General features: G+C 67.7%; 19 protein-coding genes and 2 tRNA genes. 7 read left to right on the top strand and 14 right to left on the bottom strand.

The genetic code is table 11. The features are described 5' to 3' along the window. Nucleotides 1–7: 7 nt before the first annotated feature. The 4 genes from RTK35_RS13835 to RTK35_RS13820 all read right to left on the bottom strand — a co-directional run bounded on the left by RTK35_RS13835 (nt 8) and on the right by RTK35_RS13820 (nt 1,977). Nucleotides 8–451, bottom strand: a complete 444-nt coding sequence (locus RTK35_RS13835) for a YkvA family protein (protein ID WP_044406167.1) — start codon at nt 449–451, stop codon at nt 8–10. A gap of 401 nt (nt 452–852) precedes the next feature. After that, nucleotides 853–1,578: an FKBP-type peptidyl-prolyl cis-trans isomerase gene (locus tag RTK35_RS13830; RefSeq protein WP_044406170.1), complete on the bottom strand. Its 726-nt coding sequence runs from the start codon at nt 1,576–1,578 to the stop codon at nt 853–855. A gap of 231 nt (nt 1,579–1,809) precedes the next feature. Further along, a tRNA-Asp gene (locus RTK35_RS13825) sits at nt 1,810–1,886 on the bottom strand. 15 nt (nt 1,887–1,901) lie between these two features. Next, nucleotides 1,902–1,977 (bottom strand) — tRNA-Val (locus RTK35_RS13820). Between the two features lie 157 nt (nt 1,978–2,134). Between RTK35_RS13820 and rdgC the strand changes: the two genes are divergently transcribed. The 3 genes from rdgC (at nt 2,135) to sugE (ending at nt 4,544) form a co-directional block, all read left to right on the top strand. Further along, nucleotides 2,135–3,055: a recombination-associated protein RdgC gene (rdgC, locus tag RTK35_RS13815; protein WP_044406173.1), complete on the top strand. Its 921-nt coding sequence runs from the start codon at nt 2,135–2,137 to the stop codon at nt 3,053–3,055. 57 nt (nt 3,056–3,112) lie between these two features. Beyond that, nucleotides 3,113–4,066 (top strand): bile acid:sodium symporter family protein, encoded by a 954-nt coding sequence (locus RTK35_RS13810; protein ID WP_316908241.1) that lies wholly within the window; start codon nt 3,113–3,115, stop codon nt 4,064–4,066. 163 nt (nt 4,067–4,229) lie between these two features. Further along, nucleotides 4,230–4,544, top strand: a complete 315-nt coding sequence (sugE, locus tag RTK35_RS13805; protein WP_044406178.1) for a quaternary ammonium compound efflux SMR transporter SugE — start codon at nt 4,230–4,232, stop codon at nt 4,542–4,544. Between the two features lie 53 nt (nt 4,545–4,597). Here the strand turns inward: sugE and RTK35_RS13800 are convergent, their stop codons facing one another. The 5 genes from RTK35_RS13800 to RTK35_RS13780 form a co-directional block, all read right to left on the bottom strand. Further along, nucleotides 4,598–6,472 (bottom strand): MFS transporter, encoded by a 1,875-nt coding sequence (locus RTK35_RS13800; protein ID WP_279862911.1) that lies wholly within the window; start codon nt 6,470–6,472, stop codon nt 4,598–4,600. Between the two features lie 131 nt (nt 6,473–6,603). Next, a complete protein-coding gene (locus RTK35_RS13795) occupies nt 6,604–6,933 on the bottom strand; it encodes an AzlD domain-containing protein (protein ID WP_172432980.1) in 330 nt (109 codons plus the stop codon). Beyond that, complete coding sequence (locus RTK35_RS13790) at nt 6,933–7,646, bottom strand: AzlC family ABC transporter permease (RefSeq protein ID WP_142011212.1); 714 nt, start codon at nt 7,644–7,646, stop codon at nt 6,933–6,935. The genes RTK35_RS13795 and RTK35_RS13790 overlap by 1 nt, the downstream gene beginning before the upstream one ends. A 37-nt stretch (nt 7,647–7,683) precedes the next feature. Further along, nucleotides 7,684–8,526 carry a helix-turn-helix transcriptional regulator gene (locus RTK35_RS13785; RefSeq protein WP_074968953.1) on the bottom strand — a complete coding sequence of 281 codons (843 nt, stop codon included), beginning with the start codon at nt 8,524–8,526 and terminating at the stop codon, nt 7,684–7,686. Then, nucleotides 8,523–9,092, bottom strand: a complete 570-nt coding sequence (locus RTK35_RS13780) for a GNAT family N-acetyltransferase (RefSeq protein ID WP_142011214.1) — start codon at nt 9,090–9,092, stop codon at nt 8,523–8,525. The genes RTK35_RS13785 and RTK35_RS13780 overlap by 4 nt, the downstream gene beginning before the upstream one ends. Nucleotides 9,093–9,327: 235 nt before the next feature. On the opposite strand from RTK35_RS13780, the gene RTK35_RS13775 reads away from it, so the two are divergent. Further along, nucleotides 9,328–12,804 carry a PAS domain-containing hybrid sensor histidine kinase/response regulator gene (locus tag RTK35_RS13775; RefSeq protein ID WP_316908240.1) on the top strand — a complete coding sequence of 1,159 codons (3,477 nt, stop codon included), beginning with the start codon at nt 9,328–9,330 and terminating at the stop codon, nt 12,802–12,804. Nucleotides 12,805–12,890: 86 nt separating this feature from the next. Then, entirely contained in the window at nt 12,891–14,090 is a 1,200-nt protein-coding gene (locus tag RTK35_RS13770) for a GGDEF domain-containing protein (protein ID WP_044406198.1), read from the top strand. On the opposite strand, the gene RTK35_RS13765 is transcribed toward RTK35_RS13770, so the two are convergent. Next, nucleotides 14,087–14,902, bottom strand: coding sequence for a MerR family transcriptional regulator (locus RTK35_RS13765; protein WP_142011218.1), 816 nt, complete (start codon nt 14,900–14,902; stop codon nt 14,087–14,089). The genes RTK35_RS13770 and RTK35_RS13765 overlap by 4 nt on opposite strands. 267 nt (nt 14,903–15,169) lie before the next feature. Between RTK35_RS13765 and RTK35_RS13760 the strand changes: the two genes are divergently transcribed. Then, the gene (locus RTK35_RS13760) at nt 15,170–16,081 is read left to right on the top strand and encodes an alpha/beta fold hydrolase (protein ID WP_268194486.1); all 912 of its coding nucleotides are present in this window, start codon (nt 15,170–15,172) and stop codon (nt 16,079–16,081) included. An 11-nt stretch (nt 16,082–16,092) separates the two neighbouring features. Here the strand turns inward: RTK35_RS13760 and RTK35_RS13755 are convergent, their stop codons facing one another. Together RTK35_RS13755 and RTK35_RS13750 are read right to left on the bottom strand one after the other, a co-directional pair. Continuing rightward, nucleotides 16,093–16,410 (bottom strand): DMT family transporter, encoded by a 318-nt coding sequence (locus tag RTK35_RS13755; RefSeq protein ID WP_236212037.1) that lies wholly within the window; start codon nt 16,408–16,410, stop codon nt 16,093–16,095. A gap of 10 nt (nt 16,411–16,420) precedes the next feature. Further along, nucleotides 16,421–17,059 (bottom strand): FMN-dependent NADH-azoreductase, encoded by a 639-nt coding sequence (locus RTK35_RS13750; protein ID WP_316908239.1) that lies wholly within the window; start codon nt 17,057–17,059, stop codon nt 16,421–16,423. Nucleotides 17,060–17,196: 137 nt separating this feature from the next. On the opposite strand from RTK35_RS13750, the gene RTK35_RS13745 reads away from it, so the two are divergent. Further along, a complete protein-coding gene (locus RTK35_RS13745; RefSeq protein WP_316908238.1) occupies nt 17,197–18,096 on the top strand; it encodes a LysR substrate-binding domain-containing protein in 900 nt (299 codons plus the stop codon). A 114-nt stretch (nt 18,097–18,210) separates the two neighbouring features. Here RTK35_RS13745 and putP read toward each other — a convergent pair whose 3' ends face one another. Beyond that, nucleotides 18,211–19,704, bottom strand: coding sequence for a sodium/proline symporter PutP (gene putP / locus RTK35_RS13740; protein ID WP_044407203.1), 1,494 nt, complete (start codon nt 19,702–19,704; stop codon nt 18,211–18,213). A 577-nt stretch (nt 19,705–20,281) separates the two neighbouring features. Next, nucleotides 20,282–22,321, bottom strand: coding sequence for a TonB-dependent receptor (locus RTK35_RS13735; protein ID WP_284548410.1), 2,040 nt, complete (start codon nt 22,319–22,321; stop codon nt 20,282–20,284). Nucleotides 22,322–22,336 lie beyond the last annotated feature (15 nt).

Below are 22,336 nucleotides of genomic sequence, written 5' to 3'. Positions count from 1 at the left end.
CACCGGATCAGCTGAATTCCTCCGACAGCTCCTGCGGTGCGGGGAGTTGCTCCAGACGCGCCACCACCTCCGGTGCCTGGGCATCGCGCCAGCGGCGGAATGCCTCCAGCTCCTGGCCCCAGGTGCGCATGACCCAGGCCAGCACCGCGAGGTCGTCGATCAGGCCCGCCCCCAGCACCCAATCGGGGATCGCATCCACCGGCGTCAGGAAGTAGACCAGCCCAGCCACCACCGACAGCAGCGCCTTGGGGCTCAGATCCCGATACTGCCCGCGAACCCGTGCCACGCAGAGTGCCATCAGCAGCTTCAGGTCCTCCCGTGCGCCACCCAGACGACCACCTTGGCGGGCACTCTTTCGGGTGACGGCCAACAGCAAGGCCGGTAGCCGTCCGCGAGCCAGGAATCGGCCGGCCAGGGGCAGGTAACGCTCGAAATTCCAGGGTGCCTTCATCGTCTCGACTCTCCGAACCGCATGGGACGGGCTCTTCGGCGGTTACTCACAGATCCTGTGGATAACCTTGTTGACAGTGTATTGATTACGCCATGAAAGCCCCGCGCCACGAGGCCTCCGCTCAGATCGGCGATTTTTTCGCCACGCCGAAAAAGCCAGCTAAATCAACCAGTTGATTTTTTGTCTAGTCGCTGCGGCAGCCCGTCGCAGTGACAAATCCGTGACTGCACGACCATGTGCATAACCGTAACAGGGTGGCGTGCCTCCACCCCCTTTCAGACCTGCCGGTCGAGCCGGGGTTCGTTTGGTAACCCGCAGTCCCGTTACGGTCAGGAGCGCCTATCGAAAGAAAGGCACAAACGAAAACGCCCCGCTAGGCGGGGCGTCTGGTCGACCGGGCATTACTGCTGCGGAGCAGCACCCTGGTCAGCGGCCTGATCCTTGATGCCGATCAGTTCCAGGTCGAAGACCAGGACCGAGTTGGCCGGGATCGCCGGGCTCGGGCTCTGCGCGCCGTAAGCCAGCTCGGACGGGATGTACAGCTTGTACTTCTCGCCGACGTGCATCAGTTGCAGGCCTTCCACCCAACCGGGGATCACGCCGCTCACCGGCAGGTCGATCGGGCTGCCACGCTGGATAGAGCTGTCGAACACTGTGCCGTCGGTCAGCTTGCCTTCGTAGTGGACAGTGACCACGTCGGTCGGCTTGGGCTGAGCGCCGTCGGCCTTCTTGATCACTTCATACTGCAGGCCGGAAGCGGTGGTGGTGACTTCCTTGCGCTTGCCGTTCTCTTCCAGGAACTTCTTGCCCGCCTTGGCGGACTCTTCGTTCAGCTTGGTCATGCGCTCTTCGGCACGCTTCTGCAGGAAGGCGAAGGCTTCGACCAGCTCTTCATCCTTCAGGCGCTGGTCCTTCTTGCCGATGGCGTCTTCGATACCCAGGGCGACGGCTTTGGAATCCAGGTCGTCCATGCCTTCCTGGGCGAGGCTCTTGCCCATGTTCAGGCCGATGCCATAGGACGCCTTCTGGGCCGGAGTCTTCAGCTCGACGCTGCTGGTCTGGGAGTCGCAGCCTGCGAGCACCAGGCCCACCAGGGCCACCGCTGCCGCCAACCGAGTTTGTTTCATGCTGATTCCTTATCTGTACGCCGTGAGGGCATGTTCGAAGAAGCGGCGAGCTTAGCAGGCCGCTGCGATCAGTGGCTATGGGCACTTAGGATCGAAAACAGGGGAATAAGTTCAGCGCCAGGGCGAGGATTTTGCGGCTTTTCGCCACCAATCAGCTGGGCCGGAACCGCACCGAAAAAACCGGGACGAACGAAAAAGCCCTCAGGTATCGCTACCTGAGGGCTTTGTATATGGCGCAGCGGACGGGACTCGAACCCGCGACCCCCGGCGTGACAGGCCGGTATTCTAACCGACTGAACTACCGCTGCGCGTTACCCCGAGATTGGTGGGTGATGACGGGATCGAACCGCCGACCCTCTGCTTGTAAGGCAGATGCTCTCCCGGCTGAGCTAATCACCCTTCACTCTCGAAGTGGTGCGCATTCTAGGGATGCATTCGAACTCTGGCAAGCCCTTTTTCAAAAAATTTTTTCAGCCGTTCCAAAGGCTTAGCGCAGGGTTGGCCTGCAGGCCCGGGACGAGAATAATGCGGCCTTTGTTTCCGGAGAGTTCCTCTTATGTGGTTCCGCAACCTGCTCGTCTACCGCCTCACCCAGGATGTGCCCTTCGACGCCGACGCCCTGGAGGCCGCCCTGGCCACCAAGCCCGCGCGCCCCTGCGCCAGCCAGGAACTGACCACCTACGGCTTTGTGGCGCCCTTCGGCAAAGGTGCGGACGCGCCGCTGGTCCACGTGAGCGAAGGCTTCATGCTGGTGGCCGCCCGCAAGGAGGAACGCATCCTGCCCGGTAGCGTGGTGCGTGACGCACTGAAGGAGAAGGTCGACGAGATCGAGACCCAGCAGATGCGCAAGGTCTACAAGAAGGAGCGCGACCAGCTCAAGGACGAGATCGTCCAGACCCTGCTGCCGCGCGCCTTCATCCGCAAGTCGGCCACCTTCGCCGCCATCGCCCCGGCCCAGGGCCTGATCCTGGTGGACGCTTCCAGCCCGAAGCGTGCCGAGGACCTGCTCTCCACCCTGCGCGAAGCCATCGGCTCGCTGCCGGTGCGCCCGGCCTCGGTGAAGATCGCCCCCACCGCCACCCTCACCGAGTGGGTCAAGACCCAGGAAGCCGCCAAGGACTTCTACGTCCTCGACGAATGCGAGCTGCGTGACACCGACGAAGACGGCGGCGTGGTGCGCTGCAAGCGCCAGGACCTGACCAGCGACGAGATCCAGCTGCACCTCTCCTCCGGCAAGCTGGTCACCCAGCTGTCCCTGGCCTGGCAGGACAAGCTCTCCTTCATCCTCGACGACAAGCTGGTGATCAAGCGCCTGCGCTTCGAAGACCTGCTGCAGGAGAAGGCCGAGCAGGACGGCGGCGAAGACGCCCTCGCCCAGCTGGACGCCAGCTTCACCCTGATGATGCTGACGCTCGTGGAGTTCCTGCCCCAGCTGCTCGACGCCCTCGGCGGCGAAGAGATACCCCAGGGCATCTGACCCTCCCGAAGCGCCGGCCCAGAGCCGGCGCTTTCACAATAACGACAAGGAATGACCATGCGCGCCCTCGCTGCCTTGAGCCGCTTCGTCGGCAACACCTTCGCCCTCTGGATCCTGCTGTTCGCCGTACTGGCGTTCTGCGTCCCGGCCCCCTTCCTGCCGATCACCCAATGGATCGTGCCGTTGCTGGGGCTGGTGATGTTCGGCATGGGCCTGACACTGAAGGCAGCGGACTTCCGCGAGGTCGCGCGGCGGCCGCTGTGGGTGCTGATCGGCGTGCTCGCCCAGTTCATCATCATGCCGGGACTGGCCTGGCTGCTCTGCTGGTTGCTGCAGCTGCCGCCGGAAATCGCCGTCGGCGTCATCCTGGTCGGCTGCTGCCCCGGCGGCACCGCCTCGAACGTGATGACCTGGTTCTCCCGCGGGGACGTGGCGCTGTCCGTCGCCATCACCGCCGTCACCACCCTGCTGGCGCCACTGGTCACGCCCGCGCTGATCTGGCTGCTGGCCTCGGCCTGGCTGCCGGTGCAGTTCAGCGCCCTGTTCATGTCCATCCTGCAGGTAGTGCTGGTGCCCATTGCCCTCGGCTTCATCGTGCAACGCCTGCTGGGTGCGCGGGTGCAGGTGGCCGAGCAGGTGCTGCCGCTGGTGTCGGTGCTGTGCATCGTCGCCATCGTGGCCGGCGTCGTTGCCGCCAGCCAGGCCAAGATCGCCGAGTCCGGCCTGCTGATCATGGCGGTGGTGGTGCTGCACAACGGCTTCGGCCTGGCGTTGGGCTACCTCGCCGGCCGCGTCTTCGGCCTGCCGCTGGCCCAGCGCAAGACCCTCTCCATCGAGGTCGGCATGCAGAACTCCGGGCTCGGCGCAGCCCTGGCCAACGCCCATTTCTCCCCCCTGGCCGCCGTGCCGAGCGCGCTGTTCAGCGTTTGGCACAACCTGTCCGGCTCACTGCTCGCCGCGATCTTCCGACGCATGAGCGAACCTGACTCCGACCGTTCCGCACACCATTGACTGACAACCGCCTGCCCGTTCGGACTTGTCCGCACGGGCAGGATGTGCAAAATACTGCGCAAACGCAGGGACGGCCCTGCCACTTCCAGCCACGCCTTCAGTGCGGTGCTGCAGTGACCACCCGGGGACGGCCCCCACATTCCGTCCCCCTCTGGAGGTCACCATGTCCTGGATCATCCTGTTCTTCGCCGGCCTGTTCGAAGTGGGTTGGGCCGTCGGCCTGAAATACACCGAAGGCTTCACCCGCCCGCTGCCCACCGCCCTCACCGTGCTGGCCATGGCCATCAGCCTCGGCCTCCTGGGCCTGGCCATGAAGCAGCTGCCCCTGGGTACCGCCTACGCGATCTGGACCGGCATCGGCGCCGTCGGCACCGTCATCGCCGGCGTCATCCTGTTCGGCGAGTCGGTCGCGCTGATGCGCCTGGGCAGCGTCGCGCTGATCATCTGCGGGCTGATCGGGCTCAAGATGAGCACCTGAATCGCGCCCATGAAAAAGCCCGCCTTCCGGCGGGCTTTTTCGTTCCGGATCGCTCAGCGCACCTCACCACGCAGCGCCGCCACTGACGCCTGCAAGCTGAGGCGGTCCACCGTCTCCGGCGCCAGCGCCGGGCCAGCCACCAGGTTGATGTGGGACCAGAAGCGCTTGAACAGGCCTTTGTTCGGATCGCGGCTGAAGAAGCTGCCCCACAGGCCCTGCAGCGCCATCGGGATCACCGGCACCGGGTTCTGTTCGAGGATGCGCTCCACGCCGCTCTTGAACTCGTTCATCTCGCCATCACCGGTCAGCTTGCCCTCGGGGAAGATGCACACCACCTCGCCCGCCTTCAGGTACTCGTCGATCTTCTTGAAGGCGCGGTCGTAGACCAGCAGGTCCTCGCTGCGGCCGGCGATCGGCACGGTGCCGGCCGTGCGGAAGATGAAGTTGAGCACCGGCAGGTTGTAGATCTTGTAGTACATGACGAAGCGCACCGGCCGGCGCACCGCGCCGCCGATCAGCAGCGCATCGACGAAGGACACGTGGTTGCACACCAGCAGCGCCGCGCCCTCCTCCGGGATCGCCTCCAGGCCGCGATGGTGCACGCGGTACATGGAGTGGCCGAGCAGCCACACCAGAAAGCGCATGCTGAACTCGGGGACGATCTTGAAGATGTAGCTGTTCACCGCGATGTTCATCAGCGACACCACCAGGAACAGCTGCGGGATCGACAGCTTGGCGACGCTCAGGAACAGGATCGAGGCGATGGCCGAAACCACCATGAACAAGGCGTTGAGGATGTTGTTGGCCGCGATCACCCGCGCCCGCTCGTTCTCTGCGGTGCGCGACTGGATCAGCGCATACAGCGGCACGATGTAGAAGCCGCCGAACAGGCCGATGCCGAAGATGTCCGCCAGGATCATCCACGCCTGCGGCTCGCTCAGCACGGCCAGCCAGTCATGGGGCTGGGCGCCCTGGGGGAAGCCGCCGGAGTGCCACCACAGCAGGATGCCGAACACCGTCAGGCCGATGGAGCCGAAGGGCACCAGGCCGATTTCCACCTTGCCGCCGGAGAGGCGCTCGCAAAGCATCGACCCCATGGCGATGCCCACCGAGAACACCGTGAGGATCAGCGTCACCACGCTCTCGTCGCCGTACAGCAGGTCCTTCGAGTAGGCCGGGATCTGCGTCAGGTAGATGGCGCCGAGGAACCAGAACCAGGAGTTGCCCACCAGCGAGCGCGACACCGACGGCCGCTGCTCCAGGCCCAGCCGCAGGATGCGCCAGGACTGCACGAAGATGTTCCACTCCAGCTTCAGCTCCGGCATGGCCGCCGCCGCACGGGGAATGCCCCGGCTGGCCAGGTAGCCCAGGCAGGCGGTAAGCAGGATGGCGCCGGCCACGATCGGCTCGTAGTGCGACGCGGACATCATGACGCCCGCGCCGATGGTGCCGGCGAGGATCGCCAGGAAGGTGCCCATCTCCACCAGCGCGTTGCCCCCCACCAGCTCCTGCTCGCGCAGGGTCTGGGGCAGGATCGAGTACTTCACCGGGCCGAACAGCGCCGAGTGGGTGCCCATGGCGAACAGCGCCGCCAGCAGCAGCCAGAGGTTGTCGAAGAAGAAGCCCAGCGCACCGACCGCCATGATGGCGATCTCCGCCAGCTTGATGGCACGGATCAGGGCGTCCTTGGCGTACTTCTCGCCGAACTGGCCACCCAGGGCGGAAAACAGGAAGAACGGCAGGATGAACAACAGCGCGCAGAGGTTGACGTAGATCCCCTTGTCGCCGGAGATCGCCAGCTTGTAGAGGATCGCCAGGATCAGCGATTGCTTGAAGATGTTGTCGTTGAAGGCCCCGAGCAGCTGGGTCACGAAGAACGGCAGGAAGCGCCGCGTGCCCAGCAGAGCGAATTGCGAATGTTGGCTCATCGTCCTTGGTACCTGATGGTTGGCGAGAATGCGCCCCGCAGGGAATCGCACATCGCTGATTGGACATCAGGACCCGGTCGGAAAGCCACATCTGCCGCGAGGATGTTTGAAACGGCGCGGATTTCTCCCCCCTACAACGGCAACTGCCCCAGGTACGCCCGCAGCGCGAAGAACAGCAGCAACCCACCGAGGATGGTCGCCAGCAGGTGCCGGGTCAGCGCGGCGATGAGGATGCAGCCCAACCCGCCCAGCAGGTAGGCGTTGTCCAGCGCCAGGGCCAGGTGCTCGCCGTCAGGCATCAGCATGCCCGGTACCACGATGGCGGTGAGCACCGCCGTGGGCACGTAGTGCAGCCCCTGGCGCACCACCGGCGGGAAGCGCAGGTCCGGCCAGGCGAACAGGCTGTAGCGAATGGCGAAGGTGATCGCGGCCATGCCGAGGATCAGCAACCAGGTTTCCATCACAGGGTCTCCCCCAGCAGGTCAAGGCGATCACGGCGCTCCAGCACCACGCCCACCACGATGCCGGCCAGCGCCGCGGCCATCAGCCCGAGCTTGTAGGGCAGGCCCTGACACGCCACCGCCACCGCACCGGCCACCAGCGCCGCCGCCACCTGCGGACGATTGCGCAGCATGGGCACGACGATGCCGATGAAGGTCGCCAGCATGGCGAAGTCCAGCCCCCAGGCCGCGAGATTGGGCACCGCCTGGCCGAACACCACCCCCACCAGGGTGTAGGACACCCAGCTCAGGTACATCGCCAGCGCAGCACCGAGGAAGTACCAGTGCTTGAGCGGCGAGTCGTCCTCCTCTGCATAACGATGCTGCACCACGGCGAACGCCTCGTCGGTGAGCCAGAAGGCCAGCAGCAGGCGCCAGCGCCGCGGCAGGTGCCGCACGAAGGGTTGCAGGGTGGCGCTGTAGAGGGCGTGGCGCAGGTTCACCACCAGGGTGGTGAGCAGCACCACCGCCACCCCGGCACCACCGCCCAGCAGGGTGATGGCGATGAACTGGGCCGAGCCGGCGAACACCAGCAGGGACATGCCGAGGGTCTGCCAGGCATCGAGGCCGGCCCCGGCGGCCAGGGTGCCGTAGATGATGCCGAAGGGCATGGCGCCGATGAGCATCGGCACGATGTCGCGAACGCCGCGGAGGAATTCTGTAGAGCGGGACATGGGATTCTCCTTGTCCCCGTACTCTGCCAGCCGGCGCTCAGTCGGTCTTGAACGATCTTGCGCTGGCGGTCCGGTATTCGCCGGGACCTACACCATAGGTCTGCTTGAACTGACGGGTCAGGTGGCTCTGGTCGGCAAAGCCCAACTGCATCGCCACCGACAACGGCGCGCAACCGCTGCGCAGCATGGCCCGCGCCTGCTCCAGGCGACGCTGCTTGAGCCACGCGTGGGGCGGCATCCCGGTGGCACGCTGGAAGACCCGGGCGAAGTGGAACGGCGAAAGCCCCACCAGGGCGGCCAGCTCCTCCAGGGATGGCGGCGAGGCCAGGCGCGCCGCCAGCACCTCGCGGGCCAGCGCCACGGCCTGGGGCTCCTGCCCCGCTGGCCGTGGCGCACCGATGCGCGCGTGGCGGCTGAACAGCAGCAGGATCGCCTCGCGCCAGGCCACCTGCTGCTCCAGGGCGGAGGCATTGCGCTCCAGCAGGCAGTGCAGATCGAGGAAGCGGCGGGTCACCTCGGGGTCATGCAGCACGCTGTCGGCGAAGGTGGGCAGCCCGCCGGTGGCGATCTCCAGTTCGTCCAGCACATCGGTCACCCGGTGCAGGTCGGGGTAGAACCCCCGGTAGCGCCAGCCTTCCTCGTGGGCCTTGGAGCCGGTGTGCAGCTCGTCCGGGTTGATCAGCACCATGCTGCCGACGGCGGCCAGGTGGTCGCTGCCGCGGTGGCGGAAGCGCTGGGCCCCGGACTCGAGGATGGTGAAGACGTAGCCTTCGTGCACGTGGGGCGAGAAGCGATGCTGGATGTAGCGCGCATGCAGGAGCTCAACCCCGCTCAGCGCACTGGCCTGCCAGAAGCGCGTGCGCTCACCGCCCGTACTCATTGGACGAATGCAGCTTCCAGGGCCTGCTTCACCGCCGGCCACTCGTGGTCGGTGATGCTGAACATGACGCTGTCGTCCAGGCGCCCGTCGGCCAGGCGACGGTGATTGCGCAACACACCCTCACGCACCGCGCCGAGCTTCTCGATGGCCCGTTGCGAGCGCAGGTTGCTGCCGGCGGTCTTCAGCTGCACCCGCACCACCTGCCACTCCTCGAAGGCGTGGCGCAGCATCAGGTACTTGATCGAGGCGTTGAGGCCAGTGCCGTGCTCGCTGCCGGCCAGCCAGGTCCAGCCGATCTCCACGGCGGGCAGGGCCGGCATGAATTCGGCGAATCGGCTCGTGCCCACCAGGCGGTCACCCAGGCGGATGGCGAACACCACGGCCTGGCCTTCGCGCTGCTGGGCGATGCCCTGCCGGTACCAGTCCGGCCGCAGCGGGCCGCTCATGTAGACCAGTTCGTTGCGATTGGCTTCGGCCAGGGCCGCCAGCTCGCTGACATCGGCCTCCCCCAGTGGCTCCAGGCGCAATGCGCCACGCTGCAGGGTGACCGGTTGCGGATTGAACATCTGCGCCCTCCTCAGGCGAATAACCCCTGCCCGTTCTACGCGACAACCGGACGCGGTTGCCTGGCAGGGCTGCGGCGGGCTCCAGGCCCGGCGCGGCAAGCCAAGCTAACAGCCCGGCAAGAGGCGCTCAAGTCCGCCTGCGACCTTGGTAGCAGCCGCCTGACGGAAATGACCTTTGGTGCGAAACTGCAGCCTGTGCCCGGGCCCTGCCCGCCCTTTTTCCTCCGGAGTCTGCATGTCGTTGTCCAGCGGGCTGATCGCCGCGGTCGCCCTCCTCTACATGGCGGTGCTGTTCAGCATCGCCTTCTACGGCGATCGCCGCAGCGCCCCGATGCCGCCCCGGGCGCGTGCCCTGATGTTCAGCCTGTCGCTGGCGGTGTACTGCACCAGCTGGACCTTCTTCGGCGCCGTCGGCCAGGCCGCCGGACAGATCTGGGCCTTCCTGCCCATCTACCTGGGGCCCATCCTGCTGATGGTGTTCGCCCCCTGGGTGCTGCAGAAGATGGTGCTGATCAGCAAGCAGGAGAACATCACCTCCATCGCCGACTTCATCGCCGCCCGCTACGGCAAGTCCCAGGCGCTGGCGGTGGTGGTGGCGCTGATCTGCCTGGTCAGCGTGCTGCCCTACATCGCCCTGCAGCTCAAGGGCATCGTCCTCGGCGTCAACCTGCTGGTGGGCTCCGGCGCGGACTCCACCGGCACCCGCGCCCAGGACACGGCGCTGATCGTGTCCCTGGTGCTGGCCCTGTTCACCATCCTCTTCGGCACCCGCAACCTCGACGCCACCGAGCACCACCGGGGCATGGTGATGGCGATTTCCTTCGAATCGCTGATCAAGCTGCTGGCATTCCTCGCGGTGGGCACCTACGTCAGCTTCGTGCTCTTCGACGGCTTCGACGACCTGACCCGCCGCGCCCTGCTCGCCCCGCGGCTGGAAAACTTCTGGAACCACCCGGTGGAATGGCCGACCCTCATCGTGCAGACCGCCGTGGCCATGACCGCCTTCGTCTGCCTGCCCCGGCAGTTCCACGTGGCGGTGGTGGAGAACATCGACGCCCGCGACCTGCGCACCGCCCGCTGGGTGTTCCCGGTGTACCTGGCCCTGGCCGCGCTGTTCGTCGTGCCCATCGCCCTGGCCGGCATGATGCTGCTGCCCGCCGGCGTGATGCCGGACTCCTTCGTCATCAGCCTGCCCCTGGCCGAGGCCCACCCGGCGCTGGCCCTGATGGCCTTCATCGGTGGCGCCTCGGCGGCCACCGGCATGGTGATCGTCGAAGCCGTGGCCCTCTCGACCATGGTCTCCAACGACATGCTGCTGCCCTGGCTGCTGCGCCGGCAGAACGCCGAGCGGCCGTTCGAGGTGTTCCGCCACTGGATGCTCTCGGTGCGCCGCATCAGCATCGTGGTGATCATCCTGCTGGGCTACGTCAGCTACCGCCTGCTGGGCTCCACCGCGAGCCTGGCCACCATCGGCCAGATCGCCTTCGCCGCCATCGCCCAGCTCGGCCCGGCCATGGCCGGCGCCCTGTACTGGAAGCAGGCCAACCGCCGTGGCGTGTTCGCCGGGCTGGCCACCGGCTCCGCGCTCTGGGCCTACACCCTGGTGCTGCCGCTGGTGGCGCGCGGCCTCGGCTGGCCGCTGGAGGCCTTCCCCGGCCTGGCCTGGCTGATGGCCAACCCGCTGCACCTGCCCATCGACCCGCAGACCCAGGGCGTGGTCATTTCCCTGGCCGGCAACTGGCTGCTGTTCGCCTGGGTCTCGCTGCTCTCCCGCACCCGCGTCTCCGAACACTGGCAGGCCAGCCGCTTCATCGGCCAGGTGGTCTCGGCACGCCCCAGCGGCCGCTCGCTGCTGGCGGTGCAGGTGGAGGACCTGCTGATGCTCGCCGCCCGCTTCGTCGGCGAGGAACGCGCACGGCAGAGCTTCGCCCGCTTCGCCTACCGCCAGGGCACCAGCTTCACCCCCACGCAGAACGCCAACCAGGACTGGATCACCCACACCGAACGGCTGCTGGCCGGCGTGCTCGGCGCCTCCTCAGCCCGCGCAGTGGTGAAGGCCGCCATCGAAGGCCGCGAGATGCAGGTGGAGGACGTCGTGCGCATCGTCGACGAAGCCTCCGAGGTGCTGCAGTTCAACCGCGCCCTGCTGCAGGGCGCCATCGAGAACATCACCCAGGGCATCAGCGTGGTGGACCAGTCCCTGCGCCTGGTGGCCTGGAACCGCCGCTACCTGGAGCTGTTCGACTACCCGGAAGGGCTGATCAGCGTCGGCCGGCCCATCGCCGACATCATCCGCTACAACGCCGAGCGCGGCCTGTGCGGCCCCGGTGATGCCGAAGCCCATGTCTCCCGCCGGCTGTACTGGATGCGCCAGGGCAACGCCCACACCTCGGAACGGATGTTCCCCAACGGCCGGGTCATCGAGCTGATCGGCAACCCCATGCCCGGCGGCGGCTTCGTCATGAGCTTCACCGACATCACCGCCTTCCGCGAGGCCGAGCACGCCCTCAAGGAATCCAACGAAAGCCTGGAGCAGCGCGTCGTCGAGCGCACCCAGGAGCTGTCCCAGCTGAACCAGGCGCTGATCGAGGCCAAGGGCACGGCCGAGGCCGCCAACCAGTCGAAGACCCGCTTCCTCGCCGCCGTCAGCCACGACCTGATGCAGCCGCTGAACGCCGCGCGGCTGTTCTCCGCCGCCCTCGCCCACCAGCTGGAAGCGCTGCCCCCCGAGGCCCGCGAACTGGTGGGGCACCTCGACAGCTCGCTGCGTTCGGCCGAGGACCTGATCACCGACCTGCTGGACATCTCACGCCTGGAAAGCGGCCGCATCACCCCCGACCGCACCACCTTCCCCCTGGCCAGCCTGTTCGACACCCTGGGAGCCGAGTTCAAGGCCCTGGCCCAGGAACAGGGCGTGCAGTTCCGCCTGTGCGGCAGCCGGCTGAACATCGAGAGCGACGCCAAGCTGCTGCGCCGGGTGCTGCAGAACTTCCTCACCAACGCCTTCCGCTACGCCAAGGGCCACGTGCTGCTGGGCGTGCGCCGCGAGGGCGACGCCCTGCGCCTGGAAGTCTGGGACCGCGGCCCCGGCATCCCCGAGGACAAGCGCAAGGTCATCTTTGAGGAGTTCAAGCGCCTCGACAGCCACCAGACCCGTGCCGAGAAGGGCCTGGGCCTGGGTCTGGCGATTGCCGACGGCCTCTGCCGCGTGCTCGGCCACCGGCTGGAGGTGCGCTCCTGGCCCGGCAAGGGCAGCGTCTTCAGCGTCACCGTGCCCGTGGCACGCCAGGCCCGCCCGGCCCCGGCCCGCCAGCCGCAGGAAGGCGCCGGCCAGGCCCTTAACGGCACCCAGGTGCTGTGCATCGACAACGAGGACAGCATCCTCACCGGCATGGACAGCCTGCTGTCACGCTGGGGCTGCCGCGTCTGGACCGCGCGCAACCGCCTGGAGTGCGAGCAGTTGCTGGAGGAAGCCGTGCGCCCGGAACTGGTGCTGGTGGACTACCACCTCGACGAAGGCGAGACCGGCACCGAGCTGATGGGCTGGCTGCGCACCCGCATGGGCGGCCCGGTGCCCGGCGTGGTGATCAGCGCCGACGCCCGCGCCGAGCTGGTGGCGGAAGTCCACGCGGCGGGGCTCGACTACCTCGCCAAGCCGGTGAAGCCCGCCGCGCTGCGGGCGCTGATCAGCCGCCACGTGACGCTGCGCTGACGGGCAATCGCCAACCGATGTGACGCAGTTCCCGCTTTCCAGGCATCGCGGTATAAGAAGCGCCACGAAATCCAGGAATGCCGTCGATGCCACTCCAGACCGGGCAGGCCGCAGTCATGCCGCCCCTGCCCGAACGCCCCGCCGAGGACTACCTCGCCGAACGGGTCGCCACCCTCTTCTCCACCAGCCCGGCCACGGCGGTGGGCAACGTCTTCTCCGGCACCATGGTGTTCGGCGTCTACCACGCCAGCGCCCCGTTGTTCGGGCGTTGCGTCTGGCTGCTGGTGCTGGTGCTGCTGATGGGCGTGCGGCTCTGGCTGGTGGCGGCCTGGCGCCGCAACCCGCAACGCTTCACCCCGCTCGCCTGGGCCCGCCTGACCATGTGCCAGTGCGGCGCGGTCGGCCTCGCCTGGGGCTTCGGCGCCATCTGGCTGATGGGCTACGGCACCGCCTATGAGGACGTGATCTACGGCTGCATCGCCCTGGCCTCGGTGATGGTGGCGATGAGCAACGTCTCCTACTGGCCGGCCCACCTGGCCTTCCACGTGCCGATGTTCACCCTGCTGGGCATCGCCTACGCCCTCGACCCGGAGCCCCAGGCGCGCTTCCTCGCCATCTCCGCCTGGGTGGTGTGCCCCTTCATCGCCGAGATGGGCCGGCGCCTGCAGATCCGCTTCAACGAGGCCCTCAAGCTGGCCTGGGAGCACCAGGTGCTGGCGCACAAGTACGCCCTGGCCAACCAGGAGCTGGCGGTGCTGAGCCGCACCGACGACCTGACCCGCATCGCCAACAAGCGCCACCTGGACGAAACCCTCAAGCGCGAGTGGCACCGCTGCGCCCGCACCCACGCGCCGCTGAGCGTGCTGATGCTGGATATCGACCACTTCAAGCTCTACAACGACCGCTATGGCCACCTGGCCGGCGACACCTGCATCCGCCAGGTGGCCGAGGCCATGCGCGGCAGCATCCGCGAGCACTGCGATTTCGTCGCACGCTTTGGCGGGGAGGAGTTCACCGTGGTCATGCCCGGCACCGACCTGGCCACGGCCCAGGCCATCGCCGAACGCATCCGCGCATCCATCGAGACCCTACAGGTCCCCCATGCCGGCGCGCAGCGCGGCTACCTCACGGTGAGCATCGGCGTGGCCTCCACCGAACAGCCGGTGGCCCGTGAAGAAGCCCTGGTCGGGAATGCGGATGTGGCGCTCTACAAGGCCAAGCACCAGGGCCGTAACAGGGTCGAAGCCTTCACCGCCAAGGATGCCCCGGCAACCGGCGCACCCTAGCTCTTCAGGAAGCCCTTCAGCAGTTCACCGACACGGCCACCCAGCTCCTGGTTGGCCGACGCCTGCAGCCCCCGCGCCAACTCGCTGTCCACCACCTCCTCCACCAGCGGACGCAGGGCCAGCAGTTGCCGGTTCAGCGCCTCCAGCTCGGAAACGTGGGGCAGGCTGCTGCTGAGCAGCGGGTTGACCAGGTGGGCGACGATCATGCCGACGATGCCATCGGCCACCGGCGCCACCTGCTGGCGGATCAGCGCGAACTGCTCCAGCAGCACCGCCAGCGGGATGCCGGAGCGGTGCAGCTGCACCCCGGCGTTGAAGATGCGCGGGTTCAGCACCCGCAGGTGATCCCCGGCGAACTCCACCAGCCCCAGCTCGCGGGCACGGTCCAGGGTGTCGTCGGTCAGCGCCTCGCCGAACAGTGCAATCAGCTCGTCGAAGCCCAGGCGGGTCGGCTCCGGCTGGCCCCAGGCCCCGGCAATGGCAGCGTCCAGGCCCAGCACATGGGCCAGATCGCGCCCCTGCTCCCAGGCCTCCAGCAGCTCGCGGATGCTGGCGATGCTGTAGCCGCGCTCCAGCAACTGGCCGATCAGCAGCAGCCGCGACAGGTGCCCGCCGTTGTAGATGCCCACCCGCCCGCGACGCTCCGGCGGCGGCAGCAGGCCCCGGTCCTGGTAGGCCCGCAGGTTGCGCACGGTGGTGCCGGCCTCGCGGGCCAGTTCGTCGACGGTGTATTCCGCCGCCTCGGGCGGGGCATCCCCCTCGGCTGGCGTACGGGCCAGCAGGCGGGACAGGAAGGGTTGGGGTGTCTTCATGGGGGCGGATCATAGCCCCGCCCCCGGACCGCCAACAACACGCCCACCCCGCCCCATCCTATGGCTGGACTTGCTGCCACCCCTTCCCGCCCGGCACCCCGCAGAAGCGCGCAAAGCCAGGTGCGGCAAGGTCTTCAGGCGGGCGGTAACGGGGTAACGCTGCGGGCGCGGCAACTGGCCAGGCGCCGGCGTCTCACTGACAATCAGTGACATCGCCTGATGTCACGATCCGTGCCCCAGGCCCACCTCACGCCCGGGAGCACGCCCATGAACGCACCGCTCAACCTCGAACCCCAGCGCACCCTCGTCCAGGGCGATGGCGTACGCCTGGCCACCTACCAATGGGGCAACGCCAAGGGCCCTGTGCTGCTGCTGGTGCACGGCTACCCCGACAACCACCGGGTCTGGCTGCCGCTGGTGCGCGAACTGGCCGCCGACTACCGGATCATCGCCTACGACGTGCGCGGCGCCGGTGACTCCGAAGCGCCCCGGCGGGTGCGGGACTACCGCCTGGTGCACCTGGCCAACGACCTCGAAGCGGTGATCCGCGCCCACAGCCCGGACCGCCCGGTGCACCTGGTGGCCCATGACTGGGGCTCGATCCAGAGCTGGGAGGCGGTGACCGATCCGCGCTTCGAGCCGCTGCTGGCCTCCTACACCAGCCTCTCCGGGCCCTGCCTGGACCACGTCGGCCACTGGATGCGCGCCCGCTTCGGGCGCCTCGCCCCACGCGGCTGGCTGCAGGCGCTCGGGCAACTGGCCAGCTCCTGGTACATCGCCTTCTTCCAGACGCCCTGGCTGCCGGAACTCTGCTGGCGGCTGGGCCTGGCGCGCGCCTGGCCGGCCGTGATGCGGCAGATGGAGCGCATCCGCGAGCCGGAGCGCAACCCGCACCAGCTGGCCGACGGCCAGCACGGGGTGAAGCTCTACCGCGCCAACTTCATGCCGCGCCTGTTCGCCGCTCGCCAACGCCCCACCCGGGTGCCGGTGCAACTGGTGGTGCAGACCCGTGACCGCTACGTGCGACCCCAGCTGTTCGACGGCCTGGAACGCTGGGTCCCGGACCTGCTGCGGCGCGAGGTGGACGCCGGCCACTGGCAGCTGCTGGCCCGTCCGGGTCGCCTGGCGGCCTGGTTGCGGGCCTTCGTCGAGGCGAAGGAGCACGACGCCGGGCGCTGAGCGCCCGGCTCTCAACCCGCGCCGCCCTTCAGGCCAGCCACGCCTGCCACGATCAGCACCACCGACAGCCCCTTCACCGGCGTGAAGGACTCCCCCAGCAGCACCACGCCGAGGATGACGGTGCCGAGGCTGCCGATGGCCGTCCACACCGGGTAGGCGACGCTCACCGGCAGCACGCGCATCGACAGGGTCAGGAAGTAGATGCCGGCGACAGCGGCCACGATCACCAAGGCGCTGGGCAGCGGCCGGGTGAAGCCCTCCGCGTACTTCATGCCCATGGCGAAGAGCACCTCGAAGACGGCGGCGACCAGCAGGTATGTCCAGGCCATGGCGGGCACCTCAGAACCCCTCGGCCAGTTCGACCAGGGCACGCTCGGCGCGCTGGTAGGACTGCTCGAAGGCCGCGCCGCCGAACTCGTCGTTCTCCACCGCCACCACCGTCACGTCGCTGATGCCGATGTAGCCCAATACCGTGCGCAGGTAGGTGTCGGCATGGTTCATGTGGGCGTTGGCACCGCCCGGCCCGTAGCCATGGTCACCCCGGGTGGTGATGACCAGCGCCTTGCGCCCCAGCACCAGCGGCGTATAGGGGTTGCCCGGCCGCCCCGGATCGAAGTCGAAGGTGCGGCGGATGCGCACGATCTGGTCGATCCAGGCCTTGACCCCACTGGGCACGCCGAAGTTGTACATCGGGGCGGAGATCACCAGGCGATCAGCGGCCAGCAACTCATCCACCAACTGGTCGCTCAAGGCCAGGTCGGCTTTCATCACCTCGCTGCGACTCTCCGGCTCGGGGTGGAAGGCGGCGGCGATCCAGCCTTCGGTCAGCGGGGCGATGGGGGCTCGTCCCACCTCGCGTCGCACCACCTGGCGCTCGCTGCGCTGTGCTTGCCACGCGGCAAGGAAGGTCTCCTGCAGGCGGCGCGAGTGGGAGCGCTCGCCACGGGGGCTGCCTTGAATGGAAAGAATTTGGCTCATCTCTGACTCCTGGGTGCAGTGGGCTCATCAAGGCCGGTGACCGGCCCTGGAACAGGCACTAAGCTAGGTTTCTCCGCATTCGCGGACAAATGAGCGTTAGTTCATCGAGATGAATCCATTTCATCCATGGGGACTGTATGTTCGCCAACCTGCCCCTCACCGCGCTGCGCACCTTCGAATCCGCCGCGCGCCAGCTGAGCTTCAAGGCGGCCGCCGAGGAGCTGGCGGTGACGCCGACGGCGGTCTCCCACCAGATCCGCAGCCTGGAGGGCTGGCTCGGCGTGCCGCTGTTCGAGCGCCTGCCCCGCAGCGTGCGGCTGACCGCCTGCGGCCAGCAGCTGTTCGGCCGCCTGCACGGCGCCCTGCTGGATGTGAGCCAGACCCTCGATCACCTGCGGCCCCAGCCCAGCAGCGGCCAGCTGACGATCTCCACCACCCCGGCCTTTGCCGCGCTGTGGCTGATCCCGCGCCTGGGGCGTTTCTACGCCGAGTACCCGGCGATCCGCCTGCGCCTGGACACCAGCAACACCCTGGTGGACCTGCACCAAGACGCGAGCATCGACCTGGTGATCCGCTACGGCACCACGCACTACCCCAGCCTGCACAGCCAGTGCCTGCTGGATGAGCGCTTCGGCGTCTACGGCGCGCCCGCGCTGGTGGACAACCTGGGCAACCAGGTGCCCACGCTGATCACCATCCGCTGGCGCAGCCCGCAGCTCTACGAGCTGGGCTGGAAGGCCTGGTGCCAGGCCGCCGGCGCGCAGCACCTGCTGGAAAGCGCGCCACAGCGCGAGTACGACGAGGAGCACTACGCCCTGCAAGCCGCCATCGCCGGCCAGGGGTTGGTGCTGGCGAGTTCGATCCTGGTGTCCGAGAGCATCGCCAGCGGGCTGCTGGTGCCCTACCGACCCGAGGTCAGCGTCGAGGGCGCCGGTTACTCCACCCTGTGCGTGCCGGGTCGCGAGCGCCACCCTCCGGTCAAGGCGTTTTCCGACTGGTTGGGCCGGGAAGCGGGAGCCGTACCGCCTCCGGCCTGAAGCCGATGCCCGTGGCGCGGGCATAAAAAAACGGCCCAGGTCGGGGAGGACGTGGGCCGTTGAGGCGCTATCGCAATCGTCAGGCGGGGTCTGTGCCCCGCTGGAGGACGCCGGTCAGGCGCTGGCGTCCTGGTATTCCTTCTCGGCGGCGTCGAAGCGCTTGATCATCGAATCCGACGGCGCGGCGCCGATGCGGCTGAAGATCAGGATGCCGAGGGTGGCGAGGATGAAGCCCGGGATGATTTCGTACAGACCGGTCCAGCCGAAGAAGTTCTTCCACAGGATCACGGTGACGGCGCCCAGCACCATGCCCGCCAGGGCACCGTTGCGGGTCATGCCCTTCCACACCAGGGAGAGAATCACCACCGGGCCGAAGGCGGCGCCGAAGCCGGCCCAGGCGTAGGACACCAGGCCCAGCACCTTGCTCTCGGGGTTGGAGGCGATGGCGATGGCGATCACGGCCACCAGCAGCACCATGGCGCGGCCGACCCAGACCAGTTCGTTCTGGCTGGCGTTCTTGCGGAAGAAGGCCTTGTAGAAGTCTTCGGTCAGGGCGCTGGAGCACACCAGCAGCTGGCAGCTCAGGGTGGACATCACGGCCGCCAGGATGGCGGACAGCAGCACGCCGGCCACCCAGGGGTTGAACAGCAGCTTGGCCAGTTCGATGAACACGCGTTCGGGGTTGGCGGTGACCGGGCCGGCCACATCCGGGTGAGCGGAGAAGTAGGCGATGCCGAAGAAACCGACGGCAACCGCGCCGCCCAGGCAGGCGATCATCCAGGTCATGGAGATGCGGCGGGCGTTGGGGATGGACTTGACCGAGTCAGCGGCCATGAAGCGCGCCAGGATGTGCGGCTGGCCGAAGTAGCCCAGGCCCCAGGCCATCAGCGAGATCACACCGATGAAGGTGGCGCCCTTGAGCATGTCGAAGTGGGCAGCGTCCTGCAGTTCGATGGCGGCGAAGGTCGGATCGATGCCGCCGTTGATCATCATCACCACGACCGGGGTGAGGATCAGGGCGAAGATCATCAGGGTCGCCTGCACGGTGTCGGTCCAGCTCACCGCCAGGAAGCCACCGATGAAGGTGTAGGCGATGGTGGCGGCGGCGCCGGCCCACAGCGCGGTCCCGTAGGACAGGCCGAAGGTGCTTTCGAACAGGCGGGCACCGGCGACGATGCCGGAGGCGCAGTAGATGGTGAAGAACACCAGGATCACCACGGCGGAGAAGATGCGCAGGATGCGGCTGTGGTCTTCGAAGCGGTTGGTGAAGAAGTCCGGCAGGGTCAGGGCGTTGCCGTTGTGCTCGGTCTGCACCCGCAGGCGGCCGGCCACCAGCAGCCAGTTGAGGTAGGCGCCGACGATCAGGCCGATGGCGATCCAGGCCTCGGACAGGCCCGAGAGGTAGATGGCGCCGGGCAGGCCCATCAGCAGCCAGCCGCTCATGTCGGAAGCGCCAGCGGACAGCGCGGTGACGAAGCTGCCGAGGCTGCGGCCCCCGAGGATGTAGTCGGACAGGTTGTTGGTGGAACGGTAGGCGGCCAGGCCGATCAGTACCATGGCGGCGATATAGATCACGAACGTGATCAGCATCGGGTTGCTGAGTGTCATGGGGTCTCCCCTGCTCGTTTGTTGTTATTCGGGAGCTGAGGGTGATCTGCTCCCGTGGTGATTGTTTGGCGACCGCGCGTGGCGATGACCGCTTGGCTTCTCGACCCTGTCGGCCAATAGCCGATTCACGTCCGATCGAACTTCAAGCGAGGCGATCCGGCCCCACCCGTCATCGAAGGCCCTGCTCATGGGGAGCGGCCCTCGCGAACATGTACAGAAATACCTGGCCTCTTGGCTGACGCACCGTCCGCCCAGGACGGTGCGTGGATTAACCGCCGCGGGGTGCCGGGCGGCCACCTCATCAGGACATGGGGCCCGTTCGGGTACAGCGCCTGCACATGGAAAGGCGTGATTCCCGGGTGCGCTACCCGTTGGTCTTCATGACCATCGCGTTGGATTCAGTACAGCCCAAACCGTCGATGAAGGCGGGCTGAAAATCAGGAAGCGTGGAATGTAGAGAGGTGGCACCTCGACTTTCTTACACAATCCTCTGATTTCATTTCCGGATAGTCCGATAAAGGGAACTTTCTGCCAAAAGGTGCAACCGGCTACTCGTCAGAGCAGCCGGCACTTTGGCTCAGAAAGCCAGGCGCACGCCCATGGTCAGGTTGCGCCCCGGGAGTAGCACCTCGTCCTTGATGAAGGAGCTGTGGTTGCGCCCTTCGGCATCCAGCAGGTTGCTCCCCTTGAGGTAGAGCTCGTAGTCGGCCATCTCCAGCTTGCCGGTGTAGGTCAGCGCGGCACCGAGCATGTTGTAGCCGCCGGTACGGGTCTCGTAGTCGGCGAGCTGGTCCTGGCGCTGCACGCGGTAGAACTCCAGCTGCCCGGCGAGGGCCGGTGCCAGGCGCTGATCGAGGCGGATGCCCAGGCGATCGGCCGGGATGCGCGGCAGGTCCCCGCCGCCGCTGCGCAGGCGGCCACGCACGCGGTCGCCGAAGAGCGTGACGTCGGTGTCATCGCTGAAGCGATAGCCCACCTCGCCCTCGGCGCCGGTCAGCACGGCATCCTGCTGGCGGTACTGGATCTCGCGCATCTCGCCGCCGATGTCGCGCCCGGTGTCCGCCGCGTAGATGAAGTCATCGATCTGGTTGCGGTAGACGCTGAGGCTGAAGTGGGTGCGGCCGGCGAACTTGCGCAGGGTCAGCTCGACGTTCCGCGAGGTCTCCTCGCTCAGGTTCGGGTCCCCCAGCTCGACGGTACGGGTCGCGGCATGGGGGCCGTTGGCGTACAGCTCTTCGGCGGTGGGCAGGCGCTGGGAGCGGGACAGGGAGAAGCCGAGGGAGTATTCCGGCGCGAAGGTCCAGACCGCCCCGGCGGACACGGAGGTGCCGCGGTGCTGGCGGCTGCGCTCCCCGCGCGCGGAGATATCCTGCCACTCGTGGCGCAGGCCCAGCTCGTAGCGCCAGTCATCCCAGGTGTACTCCTCCAGCAGGAACAGGCCGTGGTTGCGGGTCAGGCTCGGCGGCACATAGGCCTCTTCGCCCAGGGCCTGGAAATCCCGGCGCGAGCTCTGCCCGCCCAGCACGCCACGCCAGCCGAAAAGCGGTGCGTGGGTCAGCTCCAGGCGGGAGTCGTAGGCCTTGTTCTTGAAGGTGGTCGCGGCCACCCCGCCTTCCATCTCCTCGTGCTGGTAGTCGCTGTAGCCCCCTCGTACACGGGCCAGCTCGAAGCCCGGTAGCGGGTCGCTGTACTCACCGCGCACGTCCCAGCGCTTCTGCTTCATGTCGATGTAGGGCAGCCCGCCCTCCTCGTGGTCGTCGTGGGCATGGCCGTGCCCGTGGGCGCCGCAATGCCAGTCGCGCGGGCCATGGGTGTGGCAGTGGGCATGTTCGTGGGCGAGCAGGCCGTAGCGATTGTTCTGCTCGGTGTAGGCCAGGCCCAGGTAGCCGCGATCCCCGATCCAGCTGCCGCCCAGGGTGGCGCTGTCGGTGTCGTTGTAGGCCCCGGTCTGCTTCGAGGAGCGCGGGTCGCCGGCCGCACCGGGGATGTCGTAGGCGTTGGCCTGGCGCTTGAGCCCCTCGATGCGCCAGGCGAACGGGCCGGTGCCGATCGTCAGGCCACCGGCCCCGAGGCCCTCGTCGGCCACGGTGTTGCCGCGCAGCTCCAGCTCGCCTTCGTAGCCCTTCTCGGGGAGCGCAACGGGAATCTTCTTGTCGATCACGTTCACCACCCCGCCGATGGCGCCGCCGCCATACAACAGGGTGGCGGGGCCTTTCAGCACTTCGACACGCTCCACCAGCAACGGCTCGATCGCCACGGCGTGGTCCGGGCTGACGGTGGACGCATCCAGCGTGTCCACGCCGTCGCTGAGGACCCGCACCCGCGCGCCGTCCAGCCCACGGATCACCGGGCGGCTGGCGCCGGGGCCGAAGCTGCTGGCATGCACCCCGGGCAGGCCGTCGAGCGTCTCGCCGAGGGTCGCCTCGCGGCGCAGGCGCAGGGCGTCGCCTTCCAGCACCTCGGCGGGGGTCGTCATGTCGCGGGTTGCGGTGGACAGGGCGCTGGCGCGCACCACGCTGGGCTCCAGCTCCAGGGGCGATTCGGCTTCGGCTGCCAGGGCCGCCGGCCCGGAGAACAGGGCGATGGCCAAGGCGAGTGGAGAGCGGATCGGTTTCATCATGGGGTCCTCGAA

It is taken from the genome of Pseudomonas sp. zfem003, from assembly GCF_032621675.1.
Classification (GTDB): Bacteria; Pseudomonadota; Gammaproteobacteria; order Pseudomonadales; family Pseudomonadaceae; genus Metapseudomonas; species Metapseudomonas otitidis.
Note: the sequence above shows the minus strand (reverse complement) of the source record. Positions and strands in the feature narration are given on the sequence as shown.